The sequence below is a fragment of the Enterococcus sp. AZ020 genome, from assembly GCF_050499205.1.
Taxonomy (GTDB): domain Bacteria; phylum Bacillota; class Bacilli; order Lactobacillales; family Enterococcaceae; genus Enterococcus_L; species Enterococcus_L dunnyi.
This window is the reverse complement of the sequence record NZ_JBIPAT010000001.1, coordinates 1,323,616-1,337,797: the sequence shown is the minus strand read 5'-3', so window position 1 is coordinate 1,337,797 and position 14,182 is coordinate 1,323,616. Positions and strand designations below refer to the sequence as shown.

15 protein-coding genes and 1 pseudogene are annotated in these 14,182 nt (G+C 35.1%); 14 read left to right on the top strand and 2 right to left on the bottom strand.

The window, feature by feature from the left end; all coding sequences use genetic code 11:
* Nucleotides 1-17 precede the first annotated feature (17 nt).
* Together IGI58_RS06530 and IGI58_RS06525 are read right to left on the bottom strand one after the other, a co-directional pair.
* Entirely contained in the window at nt 18-179 is a 162-nt protein-coding gene (locus tag IGI58_RS06530) for a hypothetical protein (protein WP_176372882.1), read from the bottom strand.
* A gap of 166 nt (nt 180-345) precedes the next feature.
* Nucleotides 346-474, bottom strand: a complete 129-nt coding sequence (locus tag IGI58_RS06525; protein WP_254909571.1) for a hypothetical protein — start codon at nt 472-474, stop codon at nt 346-348.
* Between the two features lie 639 nt (nt 475-1,113).
* Here IGI58_RS06525 and IGI58_RS06520 point away from each other — a divergent pair.
* The 14 genes and pseudogenes from IGI58_RS06520 (at nt 1,114) to IGI58_RS06455 (ending at nt 14,129) form a co-directional block, all read left to right on the top strand.
* The gene (locus IGI58_RS06520) at nt 1,114-2,313 is read left to right on the top strand and encodes a hypothetical protein (protein ID WP_242585401.1); all 1,200 of its coding nucleotides are present in this window, start codon (nt 1,114-1,116) and stop codon (nt 2,311-2,313) included.
* The gene (locus IGI58_RS06515) at nt 2,306-3,067 is read left to right on the top strand and encodes a class I SAM-dependent methyltransferase (RefSeq protein WP_429954057.1); all 762 of its coding nucleotides are present in this window, start codon (nt 2,306-2,308) and stop codon (nt 3,065-3,067) included. The genes IGI58_RS06520 and IGI58_RS06515 overlap by 8 nt, the downstream gene beginning before the upstream one ends.
* Nucleotides 3,057-4,292, top strand: coding sequence for an aminotransferase class III-fold pyridoxal phosphate-dependent enzyme (locus tag IGI58_RS06510; RefSeq protein ID WP_429954058.1), 1,236 nt, complete (start codon nt 3,057-3,059; stop codon nt 4,290-4,292). Before IGI58_RS06515 ends, IGI58_RS06510 begins: the two co-directional genes overlap by 11 nt.
* Complete coding sequence (locus IGI58_RS06505) at nt 4,285-5,208, top strand: hypothetical protein (protein WP_429954059.1); 924 nt, start codon at nt 4,285-4,287, stop codon at nt 5,206-5,208. Before IGI58_RS06510 ends, IGI58_RS06505 begins: the two co-directional genes overlap by 8 nt.
* Nucleotides 5,209-5,232: 24 nt before the next feature.
* Nucleotides 5,233-5,946 (top strand): SDR family NAD(P)-dependent oxidoreductase, encoded by a 714-nt coding sequence (locus tag IGI58_RS06500; RefSeq protein ID WP_087641823.1) that lies wholly within the window; start codon nt 5,233-5,235, stop codon nt 5,944-5,946.
* An 18-nt stretch (nt 5,947-5,964) separates the two neighbouring features.
* A complete protein-coding gene (locus IGI58_RS06495) occupies nt 5,965-6,855 on the top strand; it encodes an ABC transporter ATP-binding protein (RefSeq protein ID WP_087641824.1) in 891 nt (296 codons plus the stop codon).
* A gap of 2 nt (nt 6,856-6,857) precedes the next feature.
* Nucleotides 6,858-8,090 carry an ABC transporter permease gene (locus tag IGI58_RS06490; RefSeq protein WP_429954060.1) on the top strand — a complete coding sequence of 411 codons (1,233 nt, stop codon included), beginning with the start codon at nt 6,858-6,860 and terminating at the stop codon, nt 8,088-8,090.
* Nucleotides 8,080-8,520: a hypothetical protein gene (locus IGI58_RS06485; RefSeq protein WP_429956318.1), complete on the top strand. Its 441-nt coding sequence runs from the start codon at nt 8,080-8,082 to the stop codon at nt 8,518-8,520. The genes IGI58_RS06490 and IGI58_RS06485 overlap by 11 nt, the downstream gene beginning before the upstream one ends.
* A gap of 365 nt (nt 8,521-8,885) precedes the next feature.
* Nucleotides 8,886-9,482, top strand: a pseudogene (locus tag IGI58_RS06480) (accessory gene regulator B family protein).
* Complete coding sequence (locus tag IGI58_RS06475) at nt 9,479-9,604, top strand: AgrD family cyclic lactone autoinducer peptide (RefSeq protein ID WP_207114598.1); 126 nt, start codon at nt 9,479-9,481, stop codon at nt 9,602-9,604. Before IGI58_RS06480 ends, IGI58_RS06475 begins: the two are co-directional and overlap by 4 nt.
* Before the next feature lie 158 nt (nt 9,605-9,762).
* Nucleotides 9,763-11,085: a GHKL domain-containing protein gene (locus IGI58_RS06470; protein WP_429956317.1), complete on the top strand. Its 1,323-nt coding sequence runs from the start codon at nt 9,763-9,765 to the stop codon at nt 11,083-11,085.
* A complete protein-coding gene (locus IGI58_RS06465) occupies nt 11,082-11,810 on the top strand; it encodes a LytR/AlgR family response regulator transcription factor (protein ID WP_429954064.1) in 729 nt (242 codons plus the stop codon). The genes IGI58_RS06470 and IGI58_RS06465 overlap by 4 nt, the downstream gene beginning before the upstream one ends.
* A 215-nt stretch (nt 11,811-12,025) precedes the next feature.
* Nucleotides 12,026-12,388, top strand: a complete 363-nt coding sequence (locus tag IGI58_RS06460; RefSeq protein ID WP_087641830.1) for an Asp23/Gls24 family envelope stress response protein — start codon at nt 12,026-12,028, stop codon at nt 12,386-12,388.
* Between the two features lie 67 nt (nt 12,389-12,455).
* Complete coding sequence (locus IGI58_RS06455) at nt 12,456-14,129, top strand: DAK2 domain-containing protein (RefSeq protein ID WP_429954065.1); 1,674 nt, start codon at nt 12,456-12,458, stop codon at nt 14,127-14,129.
* The last annotated feature ends 53 nt before the right edge of the window (nt 14,130-14,182 follow it).

The window sequence follows — 14,182 nt, the reverse complement described above, 5'->3', positions numbered from 1 at the left end:
TTTCTAATGTAGCCTCTTTATTTTTTGAGTAAATAAGACCTGATTGCGATACTTAAAGAGAGAAGCATGATTCCAGAGCAAACGAAAATGATCCGATGTTCCAATAGGCTGATAAGAAGTACGCCAATTCCTAAAAGAAGTAGAAATAGACTGACAAAATTTATTTCTTTTCGATTCATTGCTAGAAAACCTCCCTCTTTTATGGTTACGTAAGTGCTATGCCAATGCCAAAACCTACACCTAGAGCTGTTAAGTAAATCCCAAGGTAATCTCCATAATTACTCGTCAATCGTTTCAGTTCCTTTTCTTTAAAATACATATCGTTCCTCTTTTCTTCATTGGCTATTAGGTCAATATCGCTATAGCTGCTCCAGTAGCAAAACCTAGTCCGAGTCCGGATAAACCGCCCCATAAGAGTAGTCCATCGCCATTAAGTGTTTTTGTAGTAATCTCTTTAAAGTGAATGTTTGTCATTTTAAGATACTCCTATTATAATGTGAATTTTTTTGCTGATGACAGCGTGTTTCCTTTTTAAAACCGCCAAATTGGCGGAACGATAATTGAAATAGGAAAAATCCATCTCATGTTGACTCACCTCCTGATCAATTAATGCGGCTATCTATTAAGTTAAAACAACGATAGAACCAATCACTACTCCAACGACTGTTCCACCAGCAACACCCTGCCAAAAACCATTCAATACCTTACTATTTGTTTCTTCAAACTTGATTTTGTTCATCTGTTTTTCCTCCTATGTCAATGCGACAACGACACCAATACCAATTCCAACGCCCACACCTTGCCAAAAACCATTTACTACTTTGCTTTCTGTTTCTTTAAATTCAATCTTGTTCATCTTGTTTCCTCTTTTCCTAAATATTTTTTTGTTGTGCACACTTAAAGTATAGGAGGAATTGGAGAATAATTTCTTCTTTTTCTTTAACTCATTTTTCCTTCCCTTATTCGTTTGAAATTGATCTTTCTTATACGTTTAAGCATTCATGAACGTCTGAAAAAACAGTGCGGACAAAAATTTAAGGACTTAAGAGAAAATGTCAATAGCGCATATTGCGTCGCTATAATTAGGTCAGTTAAATAAAAGGAGTGGTCGAAATGATTGGAATAACCTTAGTAGAAGAAAGTAATCATGTTTTAAGAAATGTTGAAGATGCAGCACTGTCAGATATTGTGAAAGAAGATGTTTCTATAGAAGAATTGAGTCTTGATACGTATGATTTTGATACAAACACTTTTTTGGACTTATTAGAATATACAGAGTTTCAAGAGTACACGGACTATATCTTTGTCAACTTTTCTAAGTCAAAACGAGTACCTAAAATCATTTCTTTTTTGAACACATTCAGTGAGTCAACTAGATTTCATTCTATTTCTATAGAAGATGGAGGCAACTTTGCGGATCAATACGTTGATCGAACCAAACTACAGAATTACGAAAAGAAAAGTGATTCATCGGAACTAATTTTAAAAAATGGTTTAATGGCACTCTTTACAGGAATCTATCCGAGAATATTTAGAAAAAATATAATTAAACATATTTACTTTGAACAATTGTCGGATGTAGAGCATCTTCATTCATCAGTGTATCTCAATTGCGCAATCAATCATGGATTGTATATCGACGAATTGGAAAAAGATTGGAGCAGTGAAATCCCAAGTATTATTACATTTAAAGATTCTTTGCAAACCTTTAGCAAAGAAAGTGAATTAGAAGAATGTTCCGAAAAAGAGTTACTAAAGCAATTAGAAAATTTTCAGGAAAATGGAACTATCGCTTGGCAAGAACGGAAAAATGGAATCATTGATTATGCTCAAATGCTGTCACTCGGATTAGAACGCAGGCTATTTATCTATACTGATGGAATCTACTTAGATTATCAAAGAACGAGCAAGTTATCGTCTCTAATTAACTCTACATTTTCAGAAATTGAATTAGCAAACAGTAGATTGAGTCATAAAAATAAAAAGAACGGACTTTATGAAGTTTATCCATTATTAGTAAGCATCGCTAAATCATTGGAAGATATGCATCTAACATTTATTACGCCATTCAATAAACATCGATTTGATTCCATCCAGCTAGAGAATTACCCGAGTGAATGGATAGTTTTTTCTGCAAGCGATACTTACTTTGCGCTACACGTACCTAGTAATCGAACGTTTGAGGTCAATCAGTTATTTGTAGAAATCTTCGAAGCTCAAATCAAAGAATGCATTGAACTAGCTAAAAGTAAAAATGGAGAAATCACAGATACAGTAATTGAAGAACAAAAGGAGTTGATGCTCAGTGTATAAAGAGGAGACTGTCTTTTTCGGAACATTTAAAGAGAAGTTGAAAAATAAAAACCAAATAGATATTACAGATAATATCTATAAAGAAGCTGAATTTGCAGAATACTATGAAGCAGTGGCGCATGAATCCATAAGTGGAGATATTGAATACTATTTAACTATTTTTTCTAAAGGTGATCGAGTATTGGAAATAGGAACAGGAAATGGTCGTGTCATGAAGCCCTTGCTGCAGAGGGGAATCGATATCTACGGGATCGAACCAGAACAGGCAATGCTGGCATTTTTGAGTGAAGAAGAAAAATCCCGTGTGTATGTTGGAGGCATTGAAAATGTGGCCCAGTTCGATCATGTTTCAAAGTATCGTTACATTATTATTCCGGCCACATCTGTTTCATTGTTTGATGAGCAATGCTTTACAAATTTTTTATATGAAGCAAAAAAAGTGTTAGCTAGTGATGGCAAGATCATCTTTGACTTCATCAATCCAAATCAGATCGATAAGTTAGACGGAGCGGTTTCTATCGATAAAATCAAAAATCAGTTATTTATGTCTGGAAACTTTGTTCAAGGGAAAAAGTTTATCTATAATATTTACACGAAAACAGCTGACGGCAGTAAAAAACTAGGATACTCAGTAAAAAATATCTATACCATCGATCAAATCAAGCGCTTAAGTGAAGAGGTTGGCTGTATGGCAAACATCATAAAAAATCGACCTGATTACGTCATGATGGAGGTGCAAAAAAATGAGGTATGATTATCTAGTCCCAATGGGCGATATTACAACCGTCAACGACAATAAAATCACTATTGTACGAGCAGAAGAGGAGTATGTATTTGACGGAGAACAAAAGAGATTTGTAGATTTAAGAAGTGGTTTATGGAATGTCAATTTAGGCTATAAAAAGGAATTGCATGCAGCAATCAGCCGACGATTCACAGATCAGCTATTAAAAAAGTTAACCTACTTGGATATCCATTCCTTTCATCATCCGCTTTATCAAGAATATGCGGTGGGACTTTCCACATTTGTTGATAAAGAAGGAACATATCCACAAATCATTTATACAAATAGCGGCTCTGAGTGCACAGAATTAACATTAAAATTATCGCGACAAATCAACAAAGGAAAGAAAAAAACATTAGCTTTTTCTCAAGGATATCATGGGACTTTTTGGGGCGGCATGTCAATCAGCGGATTAGATCAAGAAGTAACAGAAGTTTATTCGCCTAAATTGAGTAATATGGAATTTATGAAATTACCAGAGAATGATCTAGAAGAGAAAGCCTTTTTTGAACATATTGAACAGCATCATCGGGAGTACGGTGCAATGATCATTGAACCTATCTTAGGTTCTGCAGGAGTAAAAATGTCTTCGATTCGTTTTTTGAATAAACTGGGAAGATTACTCCAAAAATATATGATCACAGTGATTTTTGATGAAGTAGCAACGGGCTTTTATCGGACTGGGAAACCATTTTATTTTCACTATTTAGATTTTAAACCAGATATGATAAATCTCAGTAAAGGAATCAATAATGGGATATTACCATTTGGTGCGGTCTTGGTGTCTAATGACATTGTGTGTAAATTGAAAAAAGAAGAGCCAGAGCATTTTTCTACACAAAATGGTAACTTGCTTGGTGTGATCAGTGCACATGAAACGTTATGTTACTATCAGCAGCATGAAGCAGAGATTGCTAAAAATATCCAAAAACTAAATGAACTTATTTTAGCTGAAATGAGCTTTAATGGCATCTCTGTTAGAGGAATCGGCTGTATGTTTGCAGTGCCGATAGATGATCCACAAGCGCTGTCTTTGATCATGCAGTCATTAGAGCAGGCTGGAATATTGTGTTATCAATATTTCAATTCTGTGGAAGATAATGGGCTTACGCTGATGCCATCATTTTATACAGATCATAAAAAGATGCAGCAGATTTTAAAACGTATAGCTAAGGCGGTGAAATCGTATGCTTGATGTGCGTCATTTAAAGGTTGAGCAAGTTCTTTTTGACTATATAGAATGTGACGAAGAGGTATATATCTTTAATACAAACAATGAACGAATGGTCCAATCGACAAGTGAAATGATTGACTATTTAAGAGAGTATGAGCCGGGAAATAATACAAATGATCCTGCTATTGATAAATTCATTTTTGGTGCAGGAAAAAGAAAATTACTAGAGTTCAAATTGAAAGGTTTTTCTATTTCTAAAACATTTTTTTCAGTATTTTTAAAATTTATGGATGCACCCGCTGTAACAACGATCCGATTGATCTTGACCGGACTAGGTATTCTTCTTTTACCGCTATTTTTTCAAAGAGGACTCGCGGACTATTTTACAGAGATGGAACGAATCGATTGGAAAGTGTTGGTGATCGTGTATATCAGTCAATTGATGATCACGATGATCCATGAGCTCGGACATTATTATTATTATCAGAAATATATTCGTTCGGATCAGTTTCGCTTTGGCTTTTTATTAAGATATTTTTTCTTATTCATGTTTTATACGAATGTAAATTTTATGGATCAGCTGTCAAAGAAAAAACAGCTGAAAATCATGCTGGCCGGTGTGCAAATTCAGCTGATGATCAGTGGAATCATCTGTTTACTGATGCTCTGTGTTTCTTCACGCATATTAACTTTGTTGTTTTTTTTGAATGTCTTGAATATTTTGATCAATCTGGTTCCTTTTATAAAGACAGATGGTTATTGGATCATTAATCTGCTAATTGATTCTCAGGACTATATGAGCTCGTTTAAATCTTGGCTCAAAAGAGAAAAGAAGGACATCAAACGATCAGAAATTCTGTTGTCTTTAGTGAATGTTAGTGTTATTTTCTATATCATTCTAACGGGAGTGATACAGTTGGTACAGTTGTTTCTCTAAACGAAGAAAGAAAGGAGCCGAAGTATGAAAAATTTATTGGTTATCGGATCTGCCGGCTATTTAGGTCAATCCTATATAGAAGAAAATAAAGACAACTATCATTTTTGGGGAATCGATAAAGTAAAAAATACTATCTGTACAGATTTTATGAAAAAGGAATTTGTTGCAGATGTAACCGATCTAAAAAGCATTCGTAAAATAAAACAAGCGCTTGAACAAGAAAGGGTCAAATTGGATGGCTTGTTATTTTCAGTAGGGATTAACCCGATTCAAAGTTTCTATAGTATTGATGAAGAAATGTGGGATCATACATTTTCTGTGAATCTAAAATCCATTGTATTCATGATCAAAGAATTTTATCCGTTGTTTAAAGAGCAAGTGGCGATCGTTTTGATCGGTTCTCAAAATGGTGTTGTTGGACATGAACAGAGGATCGATTATGGACCATCTAAAGCAGCATTGATTCAATTAGCTAAAAATTTGACTTTGGATTTTGAAAAGGATAAAGAAAAAGATATCAAGGTGAACGTCGTTTCGCCGTCCTATATTTTGAATCAGAGTAATAAACAGCTGTTGACAGAATCTTTTGAAGGAAAAAAATTATTAAAGAAAATACCATTGAAAAAATTTGTTCAGCTAGAAGACGTTGTGGGAACCATCGATTTTCTACTATCGGACCGCAGTAAAGCTATTAGAGGGCAAAACATCATTGTAGATTACGGTTATACGATTGTTTAAAAGAAGGAGGAAGAAAAGATGAGTTTAGAAATCAAAAAACTAAAAAAAAGAATGAATGAGCGAGACATTATAAAAGGAGTCGATTTAACTATTCCAGAAGGAGAAATTTACGGCTTTTTAGGAGCGAATGGAGCCGGAAAAACAACTATTTTTCGACATATTTTGGGAATTTACACACCTGATTCAGGAGAAATTACATGGAAGGGCCGTAAAATCGACCGTTTCGATGCCGCAAAAGTCGGGTATCTTCCAGAAGAGCGTGGACTATATCCTAAAAGAACGGTAAAACAGCAACTGACCTTCTTTGGCAAACTTCATAAAATGAATAAAAGAGGAATCGAAAAAAGCATAGCGTTTTGGCTTGATTTTTTTGATATAAAAGAGAACATCGACCGGAAAATCAGCGAGTTATCAAAAGGAAACCAGCAAAAAATTCAATTCATCGCTTCGATCATCCACAGTCCAGAATTAGTTATTTTAGATGAACCATTTTCTGGTTTAGACCCAATCAATGCGAATCAATTAAAAGAAGCCATTCTCTTTTTAAAAGAAAAAGGCTCAACGATTATTTTTAGTTCCCATCAAATGGCGAATGTAGAGGAAATCTGTGAAAATATTTGTATGATCAAAAAGGGAGAAGTTCTGTTAAAAGGAAATTTACAGGAGATCAAGAATGGAACAGATAAGAGAAAAGTCATTGTGCAGGCTGATTTTGAAAGAGAGGCACTCAAACGAGAATTTGAAATAGCTTCTTATAAAGAAAAAAATAATGTTGTTTCATTTTATGCACAAGATGAATTTAGTGCAAAAAAAATTCAGAAATTTATTTTTCAATCTGAAAATATTCAACAATTCAGAATTGAGCCTGTGTCATTAAACGATATTTTTCTAGAAAGAGTAGGTGAGTAAAAATGAAAAATACGCTAACGATCATTTTAGAAACATACAAACAAAAAGTCACATCAAAAGTATTCATTGTCATGCTGTTGGTTTTGGTGCTGGGCACATTTTTTGGCATGAATTATGAAGGGATTTTTAAAAGAGCTGAACCGAGTAAAGAGACCATACTTGTTGCCTCAAATGACAAAGAAATCGTTACGACATTGAAAGAAATCGGTAAAGGAGCCGAGTTGAACTTTGTCAACGGTGGACAAAGCTTAGCAGACGCTAAGAAAGAACTGAAGGAGACAGAGAGTAAAACTATTTTAAAACTTGAGAAGAACAACGCGGGCCTATATCAAGGGAAAATTTATTACGAGGGAGCCCTTCAACATAATATTTCTGAACAACTGCAAAGCATTGTAACTGCCGTTAATCAATCAATTAAACTATATCGATTAAATCTTGATGATACACAGCAGCAATTTCTGAATGAAAGTACAAGTTTATCCTTAGAATCCTTAGCTGGAAACCAAGATGACTCTGGGCAGACTTTATTGTTAGTCTATATTGTAGGATTTATTCTATACATTGCGGTTATGCTTTTTTCTACTATGGTCGCACAAGATATCGCAGTAGAGAAAAGTTCAAGAGTAATGGAAATTTTATTAACAACGATTACGCCCGTTCAGCATTTAACAGGTAAAATCATTGGCATAGGTTTGGTGGGAATGACCCAGGCAGCATCGGTCGGGGCTGCTGCCTATGCATCCTATAAAATCTTTGGGGATAGTACAGGACTGTTTAAATTCTTGAATGAAGGCAAGAACAGTCAAGCAATCATTTTAGCTATTGTTTGCTTTGTTCTAGGCTATTTGATTTATTCTGTTGCCGCGGCTATTCTAGGTTCAGTGGTTTCATCTGTTCAAGAGGTTCAGCAATTGATGTATATCTTGATCATCCCTTTATTCATTGCTTTGTTTATGGTAGTTATTCTGGCGACAGGATCTGGAAGTAACCAAGCCATTATCATTTCATCATATGTGCCGTTTTTATCACCAATCGTAATGTATGCTCGGTATATGCTTGGAGATGCATCTCTAAATGCATTCATTCTGGCAATGGGCATCAATATAGCATTTACTGTGATTTTAGCGCTTCTAGGAAAAAGTGTTTATCAAGGCGGAGTATTTATCTATAGCGGAGATAAACTTACCAATGTATTCAAAAGAGCGTTTAAATCAGGAAAGTATTATGCCCGATAACTATAAAAAAAAGCCAGTCGCGATCATTCCCTATAAGACGTTAGAAATGATTCAAACAGCCAATGGAGAAGAAGTCTTGTTTTATGCTATTTTTAAATGTCTAGATGAAATGAAGCAGAAAGCTGTTGAAAAAAATACCTGGCAAATATTTTTATTATTAGAAGATCGTCTCTATAAAAAAGACCCATATTCCAATAATATTTTGGTTTTTGATAAAGAACACCGACTATTAGATACCAGTAAAACATATGTGATGTTCTTGAAAAAAGACCTAGCCTCTATTGCTGTAGACAAATATGTAGAGGAAATTCAAAATATATTGACATTCTTCGGACAAAGTTACCGAGAGGTCAAAAGGGAGAAAATTCCTGTAACTACGCTAGAAGGAATGAGGATTGTGCGAATGCTTGAAACAGATTTAGGCTATTAGTATTCTCAGGGGAAAATAAAGTGTAATAAAAATCGTTTGGATCTGAGTAATTAAACTAAAAACTGCTCAATGTGTTTTATGCATTGCGCGGTTTTTAGGAAATTGCTGAAGAAACAGCTTTTTTTTATAGTGTTTTTTCAGATTTTAGGTAGCCTCTACAAAAATCGAAGCATTGTGTGTCATTCTCATTTGGGGTTTAAAAATCAAAGCATTTTAGTCTGTCGACACTTGAGTAAAATAAATAAACGTTTAGGCGAACAAGAAAGAATATTCTGACAATTATGATCTGTTTAAGCTAATTTAGGCAAAAAACGTTTGTCGTGATCAACACTTGATAAAATTATAGTATCGAAGGAGGAGAGGATATGGCGAATATATGGAATTTATGGAATATTGAACGAACAGTGAGTCAAAGAATATTGAACTTGATCATTAAAGAAGAAATGGATCAAATCGATTTTCTAAAATGCAAGTTAGGATTAGAAGCGTTTGTTATCAATATAACAAAGTTCTTGATTGTATATACGGCGGCTCTCCTTTTTAAGGTCGCTATTGCTACTTCTATTTTTCACGCAAGTTTTCTTTTGATAAGAACTTTTTCCTATGGGAAACATGCGAAGACGAGTTTAGGATGTGTATCAAGCAGCTTGCTTTAATTTGTAGGGTTACCAGTGCTCTGCCAAAGTGGGATCTTGATTCCTACCTATCTATTATTTTACATACGACTACTATCGCTAGTCGTATTGCTAAAATTCTCTCCAGGTGTTACCGACAAAAACAAATTATCAAAATCGAATCGGAAGAAGGCGTTGCGAGTTAAATCTATAGTCAGTTGGGGCGTGCTGAATGGTCTATATTTGATTACAGCATCTGCACTAACTGAAAATTTGATTGTTTTAGGGATGTTTTTTGCCAGTATGTATGTTATACCAAATAAATTTAAAGGAGTAGATAAATTATGAAAGCATTTTTGGTAAGGTTTTTTAGAAATTATGGAACAATGAATATTGCAATGTGTTGTAGTTTCTTTTATGACGAGCCTGAAGTTCCTGACCTTTTGATCAAAGAAAGTGAATCGAACTAAAAAAAGGCCGAGACATATTTATTCGGAATTAGAGTCTGGAACAAACTGATGTTTAGTTTTGTTTCAGGCTCTCTTTGATTTTTGAAGAATACTTGCTTTACAGTTTATTAGAGTATATAATTTTTTTACTAATAGAAATGTAAGGAGGCTCTAATGTATTGGAATTCATCTTTATTATAAGTAATGTTATGGCGATGTTACAGGTGATTTTTAACTACATAAACTTCAAATTACTGATGCTTAATAAAAAGATTAGTTTTTCTGAAATCCTAAGCTTAGTAATTGTTACTATCCTGAATGGAAAAGTATTCTCTATTCTAGGTGTTTACGGCATCATATTTATGTTTTTTTGTATAACGATCTTAGGCTACCATTTTATTTCTAAAAATCTTATTCAGGTGCTAGGTGTGAATTCTTATGTAGTTATTATTTCAGTTATAAGTGATCATTGTGTATCAATTATAAGAAAAAATATATTCGGTACAGAAATGAGCTCTTCTGGGAATTTAAATATGTTTATACAAGTAGTGCTTAGCTTGTTGCTGTCTGTAGTCATCACATTCATGATTGCTAAAGAGGCAAAAAGGCTAGGAGAAAAATTTCCTGTCATTAACGAAAGTGCTCCGTTGATTCATGTGATTGGAATAGTCACGATGATCATATACTATGTGAGTATTTTTTTCGGTGTTTATCTAGGAAATAATAATGAAATCGTAACCGTCAATTTGATCTTCTTCCTATTATATTTAGCCGCTTCATTGGTCTCTTTTTTTATGTATATCAGCTCACTGAAAAATAAATATGATACGCAACAAAAAGAAAGAGAATATTTAGAAAATCAACGGTACATGGAGGTAATGGAAAATCAATACAAGGAAATCCGGAAATTTCGACATGATTATAAAAATATACTGAATTCGTTAGAAGATTTTATTGTAGACAGGGATTATGAAGGTCTTAGTGATTACTATTTTAACAAAATAAAAAAGACTTCGACACTTATTGATCAAAATGATTTCAAGCTGGAAGCGATCGGGAATATCAGAGTTAGAGAAGTAAAAAGTATCCTTGCCTCTAAATTGATTTCAATGCAGGAAAAAGGAATTGATACACAGCTGGAAGTGAATGGAATCATAGAAGAATTATCGATCGACTCAATTTCCTTAGTTAGAATCTTAGGTATCTTTTTAGATAATTCTATAGAAGAACTTGAATTTTTAGGTGAAGGTAAGCTTGCAGTGGCAGTCTACAAAGATGTATCGGCTGTTCATATCATCATCCAAAATTCTTGTAGATCAGATTTACCTAAGTTTCATATACTCAAGCAAAGAGGATTTTCACTAAAAGGTGCCGGCAGAGGAGAGGGATTGAGCAATGTTCAAGAGCTGATTCGAACCTTGAAAAATGTTCGGCTGGCTACGTCCATCAGTGATGGAATGTTTACACAAAAATTAACAATAGAACATAGTGAAAGGGTGTGAGTAAAGTGATATCTGTTATTATTTGTGAGGATGACTGGCGGCAACGCCAAACGATTGAGATGTATGTCAAAAATTATATAATGATGGAAAGTCTGGATATGGAATTGGCATTTTCTACAGGGAATCCCTTAGAAGTAATCGAGTTTGTCAAAAGTAATCCTAAGATCATCGGTCTGTATTTTTTGGATGTTGATCTACAGCATGAGATGTCAGGATTAACACTAGCAGCTGAAATCAGAAAGTATGACGATTTAGGCAAAATTGTTTTTGTTACTACGCATGGGGAACTATCATATCTGACTTTTACGTATAAAGTCGAGGCTATGGATTACATCATCAAGGATAATAAAGATGATCTTCAGCGAAAAATTTGTGAAAATATCCAATTAGCCCACGAACGGGTGACTAATGAGCGAGGCAACCAAAAAAGATTATTTAAGCTCAAGGATGGTGACACGATTCGTTCTGTGGATATGGGAGAAATCATTTTTTTTGAATCTTCTTCTGCCTCTCATAAAATCGTTCTCCATTTGGAAAATGGAGAGATTGAATTTTATGGTTCTTTAAAAGATATCGAAGAACAATGTACCGACTTTTACCGCTGTCATAAATCCTATTTGATCAATCGGAATCATATCAATAAAGTTATAAAAAGTGAGCGGATCGTCAAGATGAGTAATGGTGAAGAATGTTTAGTGTCCGTGAGAGCAATGAAAAATTTATAAAAATGTAAATACAAGATCTGATGAGTAGAGTCAGTTCTTGTATTTTTTGTGTAATTGACAATTTACCGTAAACAATGTAAATTATACAAATATTGGCGAATATGGTGAGACACTCTATAATATTCTAATTAACTTCCTTTTCATTGAGAGGTTGCTATGTTAAAATATTATAGAAGAAAATAGGGCAATTATGCTCTTTAAGGAGGCTTTCATCAATGGCTGTAAAAATAAAAACACCAGCAGGCACCATTGAGATTACCAATGAGGTTATCGCTACTGTAGTTGGCGGAGCTGCGACAGATATCTACGGAATCGTCGGGATGGCTAGTAAAAACCAAATCAAAGATAATTTAAATGGCATTTTGCGCAAAGAGAATTTCTCTAAAGGTGTAGTCGTACGTCAAGAAGAAAATGGCGTAGCGGTCGACGTATATACAATCGTAAGTTATGGAACAAAGATTTCAGAAGTTTCTCGAAATGTACAAGAAAAAGTCAAATACAACCTTGAGACATTACTTGGTGTCACTGCTAATTCTGTCAACGTTTTTGTACAAGGTGTTCGTGTGTTGCCTGACTAGGCAGCCGACTGTTAAATAGAAGAAATACTTTTCGTCTATTAGCAGCAATCTAAAGGAGGATTTTTAGGTGAATGTAACAGAAATCAGTGCAAGTCAGTTCCAAGAAATGGTTCAGGCTGGTGCGAGTCGTCTGCATGTCAATGCAGAGTATGTCAACTCATTGAATGTTTTCCCTGTGCCGGATGGTGATACAGGAACAAATATGAATTTATCCATGACAAGTGGAGCAAAAGCTGTAGCAGATTCTCGTTCTGAAAAAGTTGGAGAACTAACAACAGTCCTTTCAAAAGGATTATTGATGGGCGCTAGAGGAAACTCTGGGGTTATTTTATCGCAATTATTCCGTGGTTTTTCTAAACAAATTCCAGACGTTGTTACGCTGAATGCACAAGACTTAGCCGCAGCGTTTACTCATGGAGTAGAAACTGCTTATAAAGCTGTAATGAAACCTGTAGAAGGAACAATTTTGACTGTTTCTCGTGAAGCTGCCCGTTCAGGTGAACGTAAGGCAAAAGAAACAGATGATTGTATTGAAGTGATGGAAGCTGTTGTTAAAGGTGCTAAACGCGCGTTAGCTAAAACACCAGATCTTTTACCTGTGTTAAAAGAAGTGGGTGTTGTAGACAGTGGAGGTCAAGGGTTACTATTTATCTATGAAGGCTTTTTAGAAGCATTATCTGGTAACTTTTTAGCTACAGAAGTATATGAACCAACACCAGGCGAAATGGATGAAATGGTCAATGCTGAACATCATCGTGGGGTTAGTGGACACGTTGCCACAGAAGATATCAAGTTTGGTTATTGTACAGAGATCATGGTACAAATCGGTGAAGGTCCAACTGTAGATAGTGATTTCGACTATGACACATTCAGAAATTACCTGAACGAACTAGGCGATTCTTTACTGGTTGTCAACGACGATGAAATCATCAAAGTTCATGTTCATACAGAACATCCTGGTGAAGTTATGAACTACGGACAAAAATTCGGATCATTAGTTAAAATCAAAGTTGATAATATGCGTTTACAACATGAAACATTGGTTGAGCATGATGCACAAGCTGCAGCTGCGCCAAAAGCACGTGTTCCTTATGCGGTAATTGCGATCGCAGCTGGAGAAGGCGTTCAGGAATTATTCCGCAGCCTTGGAGCAAGCTACATCATCAGCGGTGGTCAAACAATGAACCCAAGTACAGAAGATATCTTGAAAGCAGTGAAAGAAGTCAATGCTGATCAAGTGATTATTTTACCAAATAATAAAAATATCTTCATGGCAGCCGATCAGGCAGCTGAAGTAGCTGATATTCCTGTAGCCGTTGTCCCTACGAAGACAATTTCTCAAGGAATGACAGCGATGCTTGCTTTCAATGATCAACAATCTCTTGAAGAGAATAAAGCAACGATGACAGAAATGATCGAAAGTGTTGTCAGTGGTCAAGTTACGACAGCTGTACGTGATACAACGATCGATAACGTTGAGATCAAAAAAGATGACTACCTAGGAATGATCGATGGAAAAATCGTCGTTTCCGAGCCAGATATGGCTAAAGCTTCATTGGATACGCTAAAATGTATGATCGACGAAGATACTGAAATCGTCACGATCATTGTCGGTGAAGGCGGAACAATGAAGGAAGCTGAGCAATTTGCAGAAGCGTTGACTGTTGAATTTGAAGATTTGGAAACAGAACTTCACGAAGGCGGACAGCCGGTTTATCCATACTTGTTTTCAGCTGAATAATCAAGAAATCTATAAGAAGACGGGACAGAAATGTTCGACTCGTAGTGCTTTAG

What these genes read in the sequence shown, in the direction of transcription:
- IGI58_RS06530 (WP_176372882.1), bottom strand. Translation starts at nt 179, where the DNA reads ATGAATCGAAAAGAAATAAATTTTGTCAGTCTATTTCTACTTCTTTTA.
- IGI58_RS06525 (WP_254909571.1), bottom strand. Translation starts at nt 474, where the DNA reads ATGACAAACATTCACTTTAAAGAGATTACTACAAAAACACTTAATGGC.
- IGI58_RS06520 (WP_242585401.1), top strand. Translation starts at nt 1,114, where the DNA reads ATGATTGGAATAACCTTAGTAGAAGAAAGTAATCATGTTTTAAGAAAT.
- IGI58_RS06510 (WP_429954058.1), top strand. Translation starts at nt 3,057, where the DNA reads ATGAGGTATGATTATCTAGTCCCAATGGGCGATATTACAACCGTCAAC.
- IGI58_RS06505 (WP_429954059.1), top strand. Translation starts at nt 4,285, where the DNA reads ATGCTTGATGTGCGTCATTTAAAGGTTGAGCAAGTTCTTTTTGACTAT.
- IGI58_RS06500 (WP_087641823.1), top strand. Translation starts at nt 5,233, where the DNA reads ATGAAAAATTTATTGGTTATCGGATCTGCCGGCTATTTAGGTCAATCC.
- IGI58_RS06495 (WP_087641824.1), top strand. Translation starts at nt 5,965, where the DNA reads ATGAGTTTAGAAATCAAAAAACTAAAAAAAAGAATGAATGAGCGAGAC.
- IGI58_RS06490 (WP_429954060.1), top strand. Translation starts at nt 6,858, where the DNA reads ATGAAAAATACGCTAACGATCATTTTAGAAACATACAAACAAAAAGTC.
- IGI58_RS06485 (WP_429956318.1), top strand. Translation starts at nt 8,080, where the DNA reads ATGCCCGATAACTATAAAAAAAAGCCAGTCGCGATCATTCCCTATAAG.
- IGI58_RS06475 (WP_207114598.1), top strand. Translation starts at nt 9,479, where the DNA reads ATGAAAGCATTTTTGGTAAGGTTTTTTAGAAATTATGGAACAATGAAT.
- IGI58_RS06460 (WP_087641830.1), top strand. Translation starts at nt 12,026, where the DNA reads ATGGCTGTAAAAATAAAAACACCAGCAGGCACCATTGAGATTACCAAT.